The 14,438-nt window shown below is 36.6% G+C and carries 12 protein-coding genes and 1 other RNA gene; 6 read left to right on the top strand and 7 right to left on the bottom strand.

Translation table 11 applies throughout. The features are described 5' to 3' along the window. Nucleotides 1-18: 18 nt before the first annotated feature. The 6 genes from ACFIKR_RS03860 to ACFIKR_RS03835 all read right to left on the bottom strand — a co-directional run bounded on the left by ACFIKR_RS03860 (nt 19) and on the right by ACFIKR_RS03835 (nt 6,235). On the bottom strand, nt 19-342 hold the full coding sequence (locus tag ACFIKR_RS03860; RefSeq protein WP_012754643.1) for a YbaB/EbfC family nucleoid-associated protein: 324 nt from the start codon (nt 340-342) through the stop codon (nt 19-21). Nucleotides 343-356: 14 nt separating this feature from the next. Continuing rightward, nucleotides 357-2,297 carry a DNA polymerase III subunit gamma/tau gene (locus ACFIKR_RS03855; protein ID WP_375658904.1) on the bottom strand — a complete coding sequence of 647 codons (1,941 nt, stop codon included), beginning with the start codon at nt 2,295-2,297 and terminating at the stop codon, nt 357-359. Between the two features lie 223 nt (nt 2,298-2,520). Then, nucleotides 2,521-2,618: signal recognition particle sRNA small type (gene ffs, locus ACFIKR_RS03850), an RNA gene on the bottom strand. A 1,302-nt stretch (nt 2,619-3,920) separates the two neighbouring features. After that, nucleotides 3,921-4,328: a hypothetical protein gene (locus tag ACFIKR_RS03845; protein ID WP_375658903.1), complete on the bottom strand. Its 408-nt coding sequence runs from the start codon at nt 4,326-4,328 to the stop codon at nt 3,921-3,923. A 315-nt stretch (nt 4,329-4,643) separates the two neighbouring features. Beyond that, nucleotides 4,644-5,507, bottom strand: a complete 864-nt coding sequence (locus tag ACFIKR_RS03840; protein WP_375652640.1) for a prephenate dehydratase — start codon at nt 5,505-5,507, stop codon at nt 4,644-4,646. Further along, nucleotides 5,504-6,235 (bottom strand): 3-deoxy-manno-octulosonate cytidylyltransferase, encoded by a 732-nt coding sequence (locus tag ACFIKR_RS03835; RefSeq protein WP_375658902.1) that lies wholly within the window; start codon nt 6,233-6,235, stop codon nt 5,504-5,506. The genes ACFIKR_RS03840 and ACFIKR_RS03835 overlap by 4 nt, the downstream gene beginning before the upstream one ends. 104 nt (nt 6,236-6,339) lie before the next feature. On the opposite strand from ACFIKR_RS03835, the gene ACFIKR_RS03830 reads away from it, so the two are divergent. Beyond that, nucleotides 6,340-6,903: a cytochrome c family protein gene (locus ACFIKR_RS03830; RefSeq protein WP_026500211.1), complete on the top strand. Its 564-nt coding sequence runs from the start codon at nt 6,340-6,342 to the stop codon at nt 6,901-6,903. Nucleotides 6,904-7,795: 892 nt separating this feature from the next. On the opposite strand, the gene ACFIKR_RS03825 is transcribed toward ACFIKR_RS03830, so the two are convergent. Beyond that, nucleotides 7,796-8,590: a molybdopterin-synthase adenylyltransferase MoeB gene (locus ACFIKR_RS03825; protein WP_012754649.1), complete on the bottom strand. Its 795-nt coding sequence runs from the start codon at nt 8,588-8,590 to the stop codon at nt 7,796-7,798. 87 nt (nt 8,591-8,677) lie between these two features. Here ACFIKR_RS03825 and gshB point away from each other — a divergent pair, with 87 nt between their 5' ends. The 5 genes from gshB (at nt 8,678) to pstB (ending at nt 14,437) form a co-directional block, all read left to right on the top strand. After that, nucleotides 8,678-9,616, top strand: a complete 939-nt coding sequence (gene gshB, locus ACFIKR_RS03820; RefSeq protein ID WP_375658901.1) for a glutathione synthase — start codon at nt 8,678-8,680, stop codon at nt 9,614-9,616. A gap of 142 nt (nt 9,617-9,758) precedes the next feature. Further along, nucleotides 9,759-10,805 carry a PstS family phosphate ABC transporter substrate-binding protein gene (locus ACFIKR_RS03815; RefSeq protein WP_375635972.1) on the top strand — a complete coding sequence of 349 codons (1,047 nt, stop codon included), beginning with the start codon at nt 9,759-9,761 and terminating at the stop codon, nt 10,803-10,805. A 75-nt stretch (nt 10,806-10,880) separates the two neighbouring features. Beyond that, the gene (gene pstC / locus ACFIKR_RS03810; RefSeq protein WP_375658900.1) at nt 10,881-12,341 is read left to right on the top strand and encodes a phosphate ABC transporter permease subunit PstC; all 1,461 of its coding nucleotides are present in this window, start codon (nt 10,881-10,883) and stop codon (nt 12,339-12,341) included. Further along, nucleotides 12,338-13,627, top strand: coding sequence for a phosphate ABC transporter permease PstA (gene pstA / locus ACFIKR_RS03805; protein WP_375658899.1), 1,290 nt, complete (start codon nt 12,338-12,340; stop codon nt 13,625-13,627). The genes pstC and pstA overlap by 4 nt, the downstream gene beginning before the upstream one ends. 51 nt (nt 13,628-13,678) lie before the next feature. Then, complete coding sequence (pstB, locus tag ACFIKR_RS03800; RefSeq protein ID WP_273787813.1) at nt 13,679-14,437, top strand: phosphate ABC transporter ATP-binding protein PstB; 759 nt, start codon at nt 13,679-13,681, stop codon at nt 14,435-14,437. Nucleotide 14,438 lies beyond the last annotated feature (1 nt).

The following is a 14,438-nucleotide window of genomic DNA, read 5'->3' as shown; positions in this document are numbered from 1 at the left end:
CGGAAAAAATCCGTTTCATTAAAATGGAAGCTTGAAACCTGAAGGGAGCGGTATTCCTGCCGTTATACTTTTGGTTTTTTCTTCTATTGCGATTTCGATTTTTGTTCTTGCTTCATTATAAGCTGCCATAATGAGATCTTCGAGAATTTCAGCTTCCTCAGGTTTGAGTAATGAAGGATCTATTTGAATTGCTGTTATAATATTTTTGCCATTTAAAGTGATATTGACGAGCCCCCCCCCTGCAGTGCCGGTAGCTTGCAGATTAGCTATTTCTTCCTGAATCTTCTGCATTTTTTCTTGCATTTCTTTGGCTTTTTTCATCATGCTCATCATTTCACGCATAGGAATAGGTATCCTTATTCATCATTGATATCATTTTTATTTTTAAAAATATCAGCATTTTTAAAGGTATTGGGAAGTAAATCAAGATCATTTTCTTCTTTATTGAGTCGAATATCGACAATTTTTGCTTCTGGGAAATGGTTGAGGATTTTCGCGATATCAGGATCTGTTTCTGCATTGGAAAAAAGAGTCTTTTGAATCGCTATACTTTCCTCCTGTAAGGTTGGTCCACCTCCTTCATTAACAAAAATTATTGTCCAGCGTTTTTCAGTCCATTGAGATATTTTTTTTTCTATATCATGAGCAAGAAATTGTGGGGTATTTTCAGAAAGTCTTAAGGTAATATGCCCAGCTTCAAAAGAAACAGGATGAACAAATTCTTTAATAAGGAGTTTGAAAGGAGCATCATTATGCTGTTCGGCTAATTGAACAATATCGTGCAAAGAATTAATCACTAGAGTTTTAGGTTGAGTAATCTTTTCTATTGTTTGCGTGACAGAATGCGATAAATTTGCACTCTTTTCAGAAAGATCAATAGATTGAGAATTTTCAAGAGTTTCTGTTACTTCTTGGGCGTTGATTTTGTCAGGGTTTTGATTTTTAACTAAATTTTCCGGTTGTAAGGAATGATCTAATTGGTTTTTCAAGGATGTTTTTAAATCTGATTGATCTGGTAATGTATTTGAAACGCTCGAGGAAACATGGGCTTCGACCATTGTTTCTTTTGTTATATTATTTGCATTTGTAGATTCTTGATGAGAAGAGTTTTTAACCAGTGTGAGAGGTGTTTTTTCTTGCGTAAGCTTTTTTAAAGCTTCATCAAGAGTTGGTAAGTCAGCCGTGTGAGCAAGACGAATTAAAAGCATTTCAGCGGCTTGAAGCGGACGTGCAGTTTGATTAACTTCCTGTAAACCTTTGAGTAACATTTGCCAGTTTCGGGATAAAATAGGAACGGAAAGTTTTTTTGAAAAGTCTAAACTTCTTAAACGTTGTTCTTCAGTCAGTGAGAAATCTTCCACTATTTCTGGTGTAAAACGTAAACGTGTGACCAAATGATTAAAGTCGGCTAGTTCTGTCAATATAGTAAGAGGATCAGCACCTGCCTCATATTGACTGCGTAATTCATGTAATGCATTAACAACATCGCCTTTCATGATAAATTCAAAAAGATCAATAATACGTGCTTGATCCGCTAATCCTAACATTGTACGCACCGCAATGGCATTAACATTGCCATTGCTATGGGCAATCGCTTGATCAAAAATGGATAATGCATCACGTGCAGATCCTTCTGCAGCACGGGCAATCATAGAGAGTGCTTGATCTTCTACTTCTACCTTTTCATATTTCGCAATTTGGCGCAAATGTGCACTCAAAGCTTTTGATTCAATACGCCGCAAATCAAAACGTTGGCAACGCGAAAGGATTGTAATAGGAACTTTGCGAATTTCTGTTGTGGCAAAAATAAATTTCACATGGGACGGTGGTTCTTCAAGAGTTTTCAATAAACCATTAAAGGCTTGTGTTGAGAGCATATGTACTTCATCGATAATATAAACCTTATAACGTGCAGAAACAGGACGATAGCGTATTTGTTCAATAATTTCACGAATATCATCAATGCCCGTATGAGAAGCAGCATCCATTTCTATAACATCAATATGGCGTCCTTCGATAATTTGTGTGCAATGTTCACCAAGAGAGTCCAATACGGTTGTCGGTTGGTCAATATCTTTTGTTTTATAATTAAGCGCACGTGCCAAAATACGTGCTGTTGTGGTTTTACCTACGCCACGAATCCCTGTTAACATCCACGCTTGTGCAATACGACCTTTTTCAAAGGCGTTGGTGAGAGTACGCACCATAGCTTCCTGACCAATAAGGTCAGAGAAGTTTTGGGGTCGATATTTACGAGCAAGAACACGATAGGCTGTTTCTACCGGTATATTTTCCATGAATATTTCCAACTTCGAAGTTCTTTATGCGTACATTTTGATAATACAAAAGCATAGATCAATACTGTAGTCTCATATAAAAGGATTTTTTCTTAATCAAATTATTTATGGGACAATTTGTTAAAAAATAACAAAACCCCCTTATTTGCTGCATACAAATGCCGCTCTGAAGATTAAAAGTACCTCGCTAAAAGACAGCATAAAAAATAATTTCTTCAGCAAAATAGGAGGTTGGCACGATGACCCGTACCAGAACTCGTTGGGGCTGCTTCTTTCCAGACCTGACCCAGTTGGCGAGCTGTTCGTCCACCACCAACCTCCCAAGTTCATATTGTCGATTTGGAATGAAAAATCAAGCTCAGAAACGAAAAATATCCTAAGAACGACGAAGAATTTTCCTTTGCGTTTAATTTATTGACATATAAACAACAAAGAGATTATGGATTTATCGGTTTTCATAGCAGTAGCTCTTCATATTTATTTGGTATGAAAATATTTTGCGCTTAAGATAATCTGAATGTATAATTATTCTCATTCGCTGAAACATGTAAGAGTTTTAGGATAGATACGTTTGTTCTAAAACGACGAAATTGAATCATCAAAAATTTACAACAGTCAAAGAAGCAAATAAAGTAGATAGATCATGTAATTGGCTAACATTCGAAAGTTAGGGGGAAGAGTGCTATTTAAATAATTAGCAAATATTGCTTTAATGGTGTTGCTCCTCTCACACACCAGTCCCATTTGTAACTTTTAAGGAAACGATTTTAATTGATTCAATATGAAGATTTAAGATGGGAGGATCTTACTTTATTCGTGGTTGTAATTCAGTATAAAAAAATCAAAGTATTATAATGATAAGTCAATATCTTATAAGACCACCACCTGATTTCTATAGTGAATGAAAATATCAAATACGTAATATTTTTTCTTTTAACATATACGAATATAAATACTGAGTAGATGTTATTGCTCTTTTTTGCGTGCTTGTTCTTTTAATTAAAAAACATTGATGTTCATCACAAGATGGATCACTATATGAATTTTCATCATTTGAGAAAAAATTTCATATATTTTTAAGTGACTGTGCTCATACAAGAGAAGATGCAACATTCAATGCTATAGAAATAGGGGGTACTGGTTTTATAAGCATAAAAATGATTCTTATTCGATATAAGCGACATTTTATAGTTTCAAATAATTATATTCTTTAACAAGGAGGGAAAAGCGGGATGAATTTTTACAAAAAGCTGAATGAGTATGATTTAAAATGCAGCGAGGAATGCATCTATAGAGCAAATTTCGCTTTTCTGTTTATCTAAGTGATTTGGGTAAGATGTGCTTCATAGCACTTAAAATGAAGCAGCTACGAAGATAGAAGTCATATTCTTATTAAAAAAAATAGCTCTGATAGTAGAAAATACAGAACAATTTAAGTTTAGTCTTTTAGTTTTTGCAAAAGTTCTTCAATATCTAATGTTCTGAGCAGCTTAAGGTTTTTCCATATTAGTATAAAAATACCTCTTCAGCGATTAGTTTTAACAGCTTATCATGCCGTATTTTGAAAAAAATACCTGAAAAAAAGAAGAACTTTACTCAAATTTAGATGTTATAGAAATATTATTAATCATAATCTCCTGTATCACAATTTGTTCCAACAACTTTTTTCTTCGTAATATTTTTAAAAATATAATATCCTGACGAAGGAAAACTTATATGAAGAGATTTTATATTTTTTAGTGTAAAGATCTTCTTTTCTTTATCATGGGTTATTTTCTTTTCATCATCAACAACAATTCTCAATTTGTTTAGATCAGAAGGGGTAGAGTACGATAAAGTGAAGGATACTTTATTCGGTTTAAAGATACTACAAGAGTATTCAACTCCTTGATGGACAATATCGGATGGGGTGATCACAACACTTTCATCCAGCGCAAAATTCCATTTTTTCTCACCAAAGCCAGCAAATGCAACACTAGAGTAGGCGAGAATATTTGCGGCTAATAATCCTTGCGCGAAGATTTTTTTCATTATCCTTTCCTTTTTTCTAAAGTGAGATGAATCATAAATCAGTTTTTATAAAAATGAAAGTTCAAACTTAATGCTAAAAGCAGGGCTAAGTTGCATTTTCTAGCTTTAAACCATGTTCAGAATGATATCAGTCTAAGAGATTTGAATGCTCTATTATGTATAATAATTTGAATTGTTTTGAGAGCTAAATTTTCTTCTTCAGTGTTTATGAAGGGTGTTGAGTAGAAAAAACAAGCTCTTCCGAGATGTGTTGCATCATGAAATTTTTACGATGCTCTTTGATATCAGCAAAAAATGATGGCAGCTTAATTGCTTTTATATATACGATGTTCGATCGTTTTGTGCCGGATAAGTACCGATAATACGCAGTTCTGCAGAAAAGAAAGATAATTCTTCTAAGGCAAGTTTCATCATCGGATCTTCAGGATGTCCTTCAATATCAACAAAGAATTGTGTTGCATTGAAATTTCCACCAATTTGATAGCTTTCTAATTTTGTCATATTGATACCATTCGTTGCAAATCCTCCCATAGCTTTATAGAGAGCAGCCGGGACATTGCGCACTCGAAAAAGAAGACTGGTGATGATTTTTTCGCCATTTTTAGGCTTGGGAACATGTCGTTTGGAGCGTGAAAGGATGACAAAACGGGTAATATTATGAGGGGTATCTTCAACATCCCTTTCAAGAATATCAAGTCCATAGAGTTCTGCTGCGATCAGAGGAGCTAAGGCAGCCTGTGAACGTTTAGCATTTTTTTTAATAAATTTTGCAGCTCCAGCGGTGTCAGCAGAAACAACAGGTTTCCAACCGTTGTTTCGTATGATTTTTCGGCATTGTGCAAGGGCATGCGTATGGCTGTGGACGGTTTTAATTTCGTCATATGTAACGCCGGGCAAAACCATTAATTGAAAATGGATAGGTAAAAAATATTCATCAATAATATAAAGAGATGATTGCGGTAAAAGATGATGAATGTCTGCAACGCGTCCCGCAAGAGTATTTTCAATAGGGATCATAGCAAGATCAGCTTTCCCACTTTCCACTAAATTAAGGGCATCTTCAAAAGTAGCAGAGGGAACAGCATCCATATTGGGGAACATATTGGAGCAAGCAATATGGGAATTAGCGCCGTATTCTCCTTGGAAAGAAATTTTATTGTTTTTTTTAAGTATTTTCATGCTAAAATCTCGCGCACTTTATCGAGATCACGTTGTGTGTCTACGCCTAAGGGAATTGTATCAACTATCTCCACATCGATGCGCATATTATGTTCTAATGCACGTAATTGTTCAAGTTTTTCGCGTTGCTCGAGTGTAGAGGGTTTGAATGATATAAATTTCTCAAGTGCTTCGCGCCGATAAGCGTATATTCCAATATGATGATAAAGAGGACCATCTCCATAAGGTGCTGTGGTGCGCGTAAAATAAAGAGCACGAAGGCGATTTTGAGAAAGAGGTGTACCAATGATTTTGACGACATTGGGATCTCTTTTTTCATTTTCTTCAATGATTCGAGCACCCAAGGTTGCAATATCAGTAAAGCTATTTTCTAAAGGGCGTAGCGCATGAATGATTTCACGAGGCATTATTGTTGGTAAGTCACCTTGTATATTTAAAATGGTATTGTAACGTTGTTCAGGATCAATACGCATTAAAGCTTCATAAATACGATCAGATCCAGACTTATGATCACCTTGTGTTATGATACATTCATGCCCATAATCTGCAACAGCTTTAGCAATATCATTATGATCTGTTGCAACGATCGTACGCCCTATTGCAGCTTTTTTGGCTTGTTCTGCGACATGTACAATCATCGGCTTTCCGCTAATTTCAGCGAGAGCTTTTTGAGGAAGACGGGTTGAGCCTATACGAGCAGGAATAAGAATAATTGGTTCAAGAGCCATTGTAAGATTCCAAATGTCATCTGTGATGCATTTATGATGTTGTGTGTTATAAAGAAAAAGCTTAAACTAAAAATGGTAATGAAACCGTGAACATTTGAGTTTTTATGAATCGCCCGAGATTTATTTATTTTATTTGTGCTTGTTTATGCGTGCTGGTCATTATTGTGGGGATTTCTACACTCAGCAATATAGTTTACGATCATCCTACATCAGTCCAATATTATCATACAGTTGCCAAGAATGATACATTTCAAGAAAAACAAAAAGCACCTGATGTTTCTCTATCACTAAATAGCCGTCTTCGACAAGGCAATTTTGAAAATGGCCGTAAACTTTTTCGCCAATGTGCCATATGCCATACTTCTGGACGCAATGAAGCAGGGCGTGTTGGTCCAGTTCTCTGGGAGATTGTTAATCGCCCTTTGGCATCAGCAGCAGGTTTTGCTTATTCACGGGCATTGCGTTCTCATTCTGATCAAAAATGGGATTTTATCACTTTGGATCGTTATTTACATTCTCCACGTGAAGCTTTTCCTGGGACTATTATGTCTTTTCGTGGAATTAAAAATGATCAAGATCGTGCCGATCTTTTGCTTTATTTACGCAGTTTATCCGATCATCCTGTTCCTTTACCAATGGATAATAATAAAGCGAACGAGCCAAATTAACTTATATCATAGATGTTAATTTTAGAAAGAAGTCTGATTTTTTGTAATTTTAGTTTCACGGTTTTATCAAAAGAGCTCTTATCGATGTTTTGTTAGGGGGAACGTCCCTCATTCAAAACAGAACACATTTAATGTTACATATTTACTCGCTTGTTTTAAAGAGATCTTTTATAAAAATGCACTCTTTACGCTGTCATCTGCAGATTGATTTTCAAGATTCGTTTTCTTCACTTTTTCTACATATGCTTGTCTGTGAAATTATTGCTGAAGGATTATAAATTCATGAGCCGCAGCTTTCTTCTTCTGAATGCAATAATTATGTAATTAAAGTTCTCCATGAGGTTTATCTTAATCTTTCTGTACACATCAATACCCATGTATTTTTCTGATGGACAGAGACAATTGATTATTCTTATACGTGCAATAATCCTAAGCTGCGTTCTATGATGCTTGATGAATAGACGTTTTCTCTTGAGGTTAGAGGTGTAGGGACAGATCATTGATCTTTTATAGTATCGATAACTAAACTATGATTTAGATTATTTATTTACAGGTTATGGTTTGAAGTAAGCACTTTCATGTGAAGCAATTTTTATGTGTAAATAGTAAAATAGAGTTCTGCTGATTATATTTTTATCTACTTCGAAAATTTTTTACACAAAAATACTGATGGCAGCTAAGTTTGCACGAGTCTTTGTTCATTTATAGACGATGACATGAAATTATGCTGATAAGCTATTATAGAGAATTATGTTTTCACAAAAGGTCTTCCATATTTGTGATAAATTTAATAGTTTCCATTGGTTACAGTGTTTCGATGACTTACGATAAAACATCAGTATTTCAATACATATTGCGAGAGTGCTAAAAATTAATGCGGGAGGAGACATAATCATGATTCCCCAAGCTTCTTAATAACTATGGCATTTTCCTTATAATTTGAGCGTTTATAAGTAATAATATTAAATTGCGCTAATAATCCATTGTAGAGAAGAATTTTTCCCACTAAGGGTTCACCAATATTTGTGATCATTTTAATAACTTCCATTGCTTGTAGGGTCCCAATAACGCCAGGTAAAACACCGATGATTCCAGTTTCAGCGCATGTTGGGATAGTTCCGTGAGCCGGAGGCGTGGGAAATAAATCGCGATAGTGAGGATTATTGTCTTTATACGGCATAAGGACGGTTAATGAGCCATTAAAACGTTCTACAGCACCACTTATTAAAGGTTTTTTGCATTGGGCAGCGTGATCAGCAAGAAGATAGCGTGTCGTAAAATTATCACTTCCATCAACAATGATGTGGTAAGCATTGAGCAGTTTATCCACATTACTTTTATCTAAGCGTAGGGTGTGTTTTTCAACTACAACATGGGGATTTATTGCTTTTATAGTGGTTTCAGCACTGTCTGTTTTTCTTTTGTTTATTGCATTTGTTTTATGAATAACTTGGCGTTGTAAATTGGAAAGTGAAACGATGTCGTTATCGACAATTCCAAGGGTTCCAACACCTGCGGCAGCCAAATAGGTTAAGACAGGAGCACCAAGACCACCAGCGCCCACAACAAGAACACGTGCTTTTTTTAGCTTTTGTTGCCCTGCACCACCAATCTCAGGCAAAATGATGTGGCGTGCATAGCGTTCGATTTCTTTGTTGTTTAATTTTGTATCTGTTTCTTGTGTCATAAATTTTCTCTTGTCATAGTTCTTTTATTGTTTACTAAGTTTATGGTGCATAGACCAGTCTGCTTTTAGGATAGGGAGGATTTATTTATGAAAATTGCTATTCAGATGGATCATATTTCAACAGTTCGGATTCAAGGAGATACGACATTTGCACTCGCTTTAGCAGCACAAGAACGTGGACATTCTCTCTTCCATTATACACCAGATCGTTTATCTCTGTGCGATGGTTGTGTGATTGCACGACTAGAGCCATTGATTGTGCATGATAAAGAGGAAAACTACTATCAATTAGAAAAGCCTGTTCGCACGGAATTAACAGATATGGATGTGGTTCTTTTACGCCAAGATCCACCTTTTGATCTCAATTATATCACGACGACTCATTTGTTAGAACGTATTCATCCTAAAACACTCATTGTGAATGATCCAGCATGGGTACGCAACAGTCCAGAAAAAATTTTTGTTACTGAATTTTCTGATCTGATGCCAGAAACATTAATTACCAAAGATATTGAAGAAATAACAGCTTTTAGAGAGACATTTGGCGATATTATTGTTAAACCACTTTATGGAAATGGGGGTGCTGGTGTTTTTTATTTAAAACAAGATGATCGCAATTTAGCATCATTGTTGGAAATGTTTGCAGAAATTTATCATGAACCTTTTATTGTTCAGCGCTATTTAGAGGCAGTACGAAAAGGAGATAAAAGGATTGTTTTGCTTGATGGTACACCCGTTGGAGCTATTAATCGAATTCCGACAAAAACAGATGTGCGCTCTAATATGCATGTTGGAGGTCGCGCGGAAAATGTTGAGTTAACAAAACGTGATTATGAGATTTGTGAACGCATTGCTCCAGCCTTAAAGGAACGTGGTCTTCTTTTTGTGGGGATTGATGTGATCGGAGATTATATAACAGAAATTAATGTGACGTCTCCTACAGGAATTCGTGAAATTAAACGCTTCTGCGGTACAGATGTTGCTCATTTGTTTTGGGATGTTATAGAGTGCAGGCGTTCAAATTAATTTATTTGACAGAGGACAAAAACATGGTTTTAAAAAAATGATCCATGTTGTTTTTTATATTTGTTATGTTGCAAATGTGAACTAGAATGACCGTATGATATAAATTAAGAGGCTTTGTCCTCAATTTTTAGGGAGTTTATAGATGAGCAGGGTATTGTCAATTGGAGTGGGATTGATTTTTGCGCTACTGCTGTCAGCAAATGGAGGCAATGCGCGCGATCAAATACAGATTACTGGTTCATCTACAGTTTTACCTTATCAAAAGATTGTTGCTGAGACATTTGGAGAAATTTATCCCCATTTTAAGGTTCCTGTTATCGAATCGGGTGGAACAGGAGCTGGTATTAAGGAATTCTGCCGTGGTATTGGGGAGAACACCGTTGATATTGTTAATGCTTCGCGAGCCATGAAACCGAGTGAATTACAGTCTTGTGTTGATGCTGGTGTAAAAGATGTTGAGGAAATACGTATTGGGTATGATGGTATTGTTTTTGCAACAGATATTAAAGGTCCTGATTGGAAATTAAAGCCAGTAGATGTTTATAAAGCTCTTGCTGCTCGAATTATTATAGATGGAAAGTTGCAACCGAATAATGTTTTGAAATGGAGTGCAGTTAATAGTGCTCTTCCTGATTGGACGATAGCAGCGTATATTCCTGGAGAGAAGCATGGGACGCGTGAAGTTTTTGAGGAAAAATTACTTACTGAGGGGTGTAAAGAGAGTGGGGCAGTTGAGGTGATGAAGTCTTTAGGAATGGATGATAAGGAGATACACACTGCTTGTATTGCGGTACGTAAGGATGGAAAAGCGGTTGATATTGATGGTGATTATTCTGAAACATTTGCGCGTCTAACTTCTAATAAAACAGGGGTTGGTATTTTTGGTTTGTCTTTTTATCAAAATAATGCTGATAGGCTAAAGGTTGCCGATATTAACGGTTTTGCGCCAACAGTTGAGACGATTTCTAGTGGACAATATCCAGTTTCTCGACCGCTTTTTTTCTATATTAAGAAAGCACATTTAGATATTGTTTCAGGTTTGCGAGAGTATGTTGACTTTTTTCTTTCTGATCAAATGATTGGTCCAGATGGTCCTTTGGCTGAATATGGTTTGATTGTTTCTCCTGAAAAGGAGCGTCAAGCACAGCGTTCTGATTTTTCTACTGGTAGAGTAATGACATTGAAATAATTTGCAGGGAATAATTGGTTGGATTTCTGGGATAGGAAATTTAGGTGCTATTTTTTATAAAAACTGAAAGATAAAATGCGCATTTCCTTCATTATTTTTCTATTATTGATTTTTGGATTTTGTGGCTTTTGTATTTCTTATATGCGAGCACGCATTCTTGAATACAAACAACATAAGATGCATTCTCGTGCGTATTATTATGGCTGGTGGACATTTTTGATTACTGTTATTCCAGCTTTTATTTTTTTAATTGTTTGGGATGCTGGGAGTACAATTTATTTAGAATATAATGCCTCTCGAGAGCTTGGGACGTATAGTGCGCATGTAACAAAGTCTGTAAATCATGATCTACTTTGGGAGACACTTCGAAGTCTCGTCAAAATGATTCATCGCTTTGAAGGGAATCTTTCTACCGCTTCCTATACGGAAGTGCAGGCACAGTTATTCGCGAAGGGATTGATTTTACCTAGTGAAGCATCGGATGATGTGTTCAAAATAGCACAGTCGTGGGTATTCTTTTCTGAAAAGCTTAAGTTTATAGGCTATGGTTTCCTTTTTGTTATTGCGTCTTTGGGTTTTATCTGTGGAATGGTGCAAATTGCGCCTCATCAGCGTGCGCGCAATAAGGTTGAATCTTTTATTATTATTGGATTAATTTGTGCATCTATTGTTGCAGTCTTGACAACAATAGCCATTGCGCTTTCTATGCTTTTTCAGACAGTAAGCTTTTTTCAGTCTGTATCATTTTCAAATTTCTTTTTAGGAACAGTTTGGGATCCGCGTTTTTCCGCGAGCGGCTCAAGCGATGAAGTAGGACAATTTGGTTTAATACCGCTTCTTGCTGGTACGCTTTATATTGCATTTGTCGCCATGCTTTTTGCTGTACCTATAGGGCTATTTTCAGCTCTTTATATGGCTGAGTATGCTTCTGCGCGATTGCGAGCAATTGTAAAACCATTATTAGAAGTTCTTGCTGGCATTCCAACCATTGTTTATGGTTTTTTTGCTTTGAAGGTTGTAGGACCATTTTTACGTGATCTCTCTGTTTCTCTCTCAGATGGGGTTGGGTTTATTATGGCACAAAGTGTTTTGACCGCTGGAGTTGTGATGGGAATTATGTTGATACCTTTTGTTTCCTCTTTATCGGATGATGTTATTACGGCTGTTCCACGCATTTTACGTGAAGGTTCTTATGGTTTAGGCGCAACGCAATCTGAAACAATTAAAAAAGTTGTTATACCAGCAGCGCTTCCAGGGATTATGGGGGCCATTTTGTTAACGGCATCGCGTGCAATTGGAGAAACAATGATTGTGGTTTTGGCGGCAGGTGTTGCAGCAAACTTAACACTCAATCCTTTCGAAGCAATGACTACGATGACTGTTAAGATTGTTAATCAATTGACCGGTGATTTTGAGTTTAATTCTCCACAAACTCTGGTGGCTTTTGCCTTAGGGATGACGCTCTTTGTTATGACACTTTTGATGAATATTCTGGCTCTTTATATTGTGCGTAAATATCGGGAACAATATGAATGAATGAAGATTTTTTCCCTCGTTGCAATATTAGCCTCAAGCGTCGGTATTGGGCTGAACGTCGTTTTCGTGCCTATGGTTTGATTGCTATTTTTATTGGTTTGTTTTTTTTATTTACGCTTTTATGGTCTATCATTAGTCAGGGTTATACAGCTTTTTTTCAAAGTGAAATGACATTATTGATTTATTTGGATGAAAAGATCATTGATCCAAGTGGTCAACATAAAACAAAACCGCGAGTGCTCATGACGGCGAATTATCCACTTCTTGTACGCAATGCTTTAGCAAAGAAACTTAATATAGATCAAAATGACCGCGCCTCTCTTCGAGAAGTTAACCGTATGTTTTCAAATGGTGTCCGCGTTCAGCTGCGTGAAATGGTAACAAAGAATCCAAAACTGATTGGCACAATGCAAAAAGTTAAGGTTTTGGCATCTGCGGATATTGATTCTGCTTATAAGGGACAGATTGATCTGCGTGTAGCAGAAAAAAACCGTAAAGTTTCTAATCGACAAGTAGAATGGATAAAGCGTTTAGCGCATGATGGTACGCTTTATAAAACATTTAATATTGGTTTTTTTACATTTGGCGCTTCAAGTCGTCCTGAGACTGCGGGATTAGGTGTTGCGATTATTGGTTCTCTTTATATGATAGGCATCGTTTTATTAGTTTCACTTCCGATAGGCATAGCAACGGCTCTTTATTTGGAAGAATATGCACGCAAAAATAAATTTACAGATTTTATAGAGGTTAATATCAATAATCTTGCAGCTGTTCCTTCAATTGTGTTTGGTCTTTTAGGACTCTCGTTTTTTGTTAATTTTTTAGGATTACCACGTTCAGCCTCTTTTGTTGGTGGTCTTGTTTTAGCGCTCATGACTCTTCCCACGATTATTATTGCAACACGTTCTGCTCTGCGTGCAGTTCCTCTCTCTATTCGTGCAGCAGCTTTAGGACTGGGAGCATCAAAAACACAAATGATTTTTCATCATGTTGTTCCTTTAGCTGCGCCTGGTATTTTGACAGGCACAATTATTGGAGTCGCACAGGCTTTGGGTGAAACAGCGCCTTTGCTTCTGATTGGAATGGTTGCTTTTGTTGTTAATATTCCTACAACCCCCATGGATCCAGCAACGGCTTTGCCTGTTCAAATTTTTATGTGGGCGGGTGAAGCAGAGCGCGCTTTTGTTGAAAAGACGTCAGGTGCTATTATTGTATTAATGATTTTTCTTGCAATCATGAATATTTCTGCGGTTTTTTTACGTCGACGATTTGAACGCCGCCAGTAATTTTAATAAAATAACAGTTTTGATAAGATTTTTGTAAGGTGAATTTTTGTAATGAAGATTAAAATGCGAGGTCAGGATGTGAAGGTTTCTTATGGAGACAAAGAAGCACTCCACGGTATTACACTTGATATTCCTGAACATCAAGTAACAGCTTTGATTGGTCCATCAGGATGCGGAAAGTCGACTTTTTTGCGTTGTTTTAACCGTATGAATGATACGATTGAAGGCGCTAAAACAACCGGTCTTATTACTTTAGATGGGGAAAATATTTATGACCAGAGGATTGATGTTGTAGAATTGCGCGCTCGTGTTGGAATGGTTTTTCAAAAGCCTAGTCCTTTTCCAAAATCTATATTTGAAAATGTTGCGTATGGTCCACGCATTCATGGTTTAGTTAAAACGCGCTCTGAATTGCATGATATAGTTGAAAAGAGTTTGAGGCAGGCAGGTTTATTTGAAGAAGTAAAAGACCGTCTTCATGATCTTGGAACAAGTTTATCAGGGGGACAACAACAGCGTTTGTGTATTGCACGTGCTATTGCGGTTAGTCCTGAAGTTATTTTGATGGATGAGCCCTGTTCAGCTCTTGATCCCATCGCGACGGCACGGATTGAAGAGCTTATCGATGCATTACGGCAAAATTATACAATTGTTATCGTAACGCATTCCATGCAACAGGCTGCACGTGTTTCTCAATATACGGCTATGTTTCATTTAGGGCATTTGGTAGAAGTTGGTGCGACTGAAATGATCTTTACCTCACCAAAAGAGCAACGGACGCAAGATTATATTACGGGGCGTTTTGGATAGG

Origin of the sequence: Bartonella sp. MR30HLJHH (assembly GCF_042194195.1) — a bacterium.
In the GTDB taxonomy this organism is placed as follows: Bacteria; Pseudomonadota; Alphaproteobacteria; order Rhizobiales; family Rhizobiaceae; genus Bartonella; species Bartonella grahamii.
The sequence above is the reverse complement of the archived record's forward strand: the minus strand, read 5'-3'. Positions and strand labels throughout refer to the sequence as shown.

Bases quoted from the DNA above. Each gene is read 5' to 3' on its own strand.
- ACFIKR_RS03860 (WP_012754643.1), bottom strand. From the start codon at position 342: ATGCGTGAAATGATGAGCATGATGAAAAAAGCCAAAGAAATGCAAGAA.
- ACFIKR_RS03855 (WP_375658904.1), bottom strand. From the start codon at position 2,297: ATGGAAAATATACCGGTAGAAACAGCCTATCGTGTTCTTGCTCGTAAA.
- ACFIKR_RS03845 (WP_375658903.1), bottom strand. From the start codon at position 4,328: ATGAAAAAAATCTTCGCGCAAGGATTATTAGCCGCAAATATTCTCGCC.
- ACFIKR_RS03840 (WP_375652640.1), bottom strand. From the start codon at position 5,507: ATGAAAATACTTAAAAAAAACAATAAAATTTCTTTCCAAGGAGAATAC.
- ACFIKR_RS03835 (WP_375658902.1), bottom strand. From the start codon at position 6,235: ATGGCTCTTGAACCAATTATTCTTATTCCTGCTCGTATAGGCTCAACC.
- ACFIKR_RS03830 (WP_026500211.1), top strand. From the start codon at position 6,340: ATGAATCGCCCGAGATTTATTTATTTTATTTGTGCTTGTTTATGCGTG.
- ACFIKR_RS03825 (WP_012754649.1), bottom strand. From the start codon at position 8,590: ATGACACAAGAAACAGATACAAAATTAAACAACAAAGAAATCGAACGC.
- gshB (WP_375658901.1), top strand. From the start codon at position 8,678: ATGAAAATTGCTATTCAGATGGATCATATTTCAACAGTTCGGATTCAA.
- ACFIKR_RS03815 (WP_375635972.1), top strand. From the start codon at position 9,759: ATGAGCAGGGTATTGTCAATTGGAGTGGGATTGATTTTTGCGCTACTG.
- pstC (WP_375658900.1), top strand. From the start codon at position 10,881: ATGCGCATTTCCTTCATTATTTTTCTATTATTGATTTTTGGATTTTGT.
- pstA (WP_375658899.1), top strand. From the start codon at position 12,338: ATGAATGAAGATTTTTTCCCTCGTTGCAATATTAGCCTCAAGCGTCGG.
- pstB (WP_273787813.1), top strand. From the start codon at position 13,679: ATGAAGATTAAAATGCGAGGTCAGGATGTGAAGGTTTCTTATGGAGAC.